Genomic DNA, 457 nt, shown 5'->3' on the forward strand with positions numbered 1-457 from the left:
GTTTACAAGTAATGTTAACACCTGATAAAACAAGGTATTTAAATGAGGCTACAATTAATACGGGAAATTATTATATAATTTCAAACGAGGATTTTAGTGATAAGCAACGAGAATATATAGAAAACCGTTTTAATAATAAAAATTGGATATGTGGCTATCCTCATACAGACAACCTCAATGTATTGAATACTAAAAAATAAGTTATACAATTGAACGCTTAGCCGTTATGATATTTCTCAAATGTTGTTGAACTCAAAAAGCGATGACTATGTGTGTGGTCATCGCTTTTTTAATATATCATTGACTTTAGAAAGATAAAAAAGATGTATTAAATTAGACATCTTTTTTGTGCTTACACTACAAATCAACGAAGCTATATCAAATTGAGTATCAGTAGCATCATTAATATAATCTACAATATCTTTTTTATCTAAACCTTTGTCTGAATGTCTACTTT

The 457-nt window shown here is 27.8% G+C and carries 1 pseudogene; it reads left to right on the forward strand.

Annotated elements, in window-relative coordinates:
* Positions 1-200: pseudogene (locus tag ACF91D_RS31910) on the forward strand (DUF4238 domain-containing protein); the annotation flags it as partial.
* Positions 201-457 lie beyond the last annotated feature (257 nt).

It is taken from the genome of Staphylococcus sp. 231237_7MaSpsaltlick, from assembly GCF_043107035.1.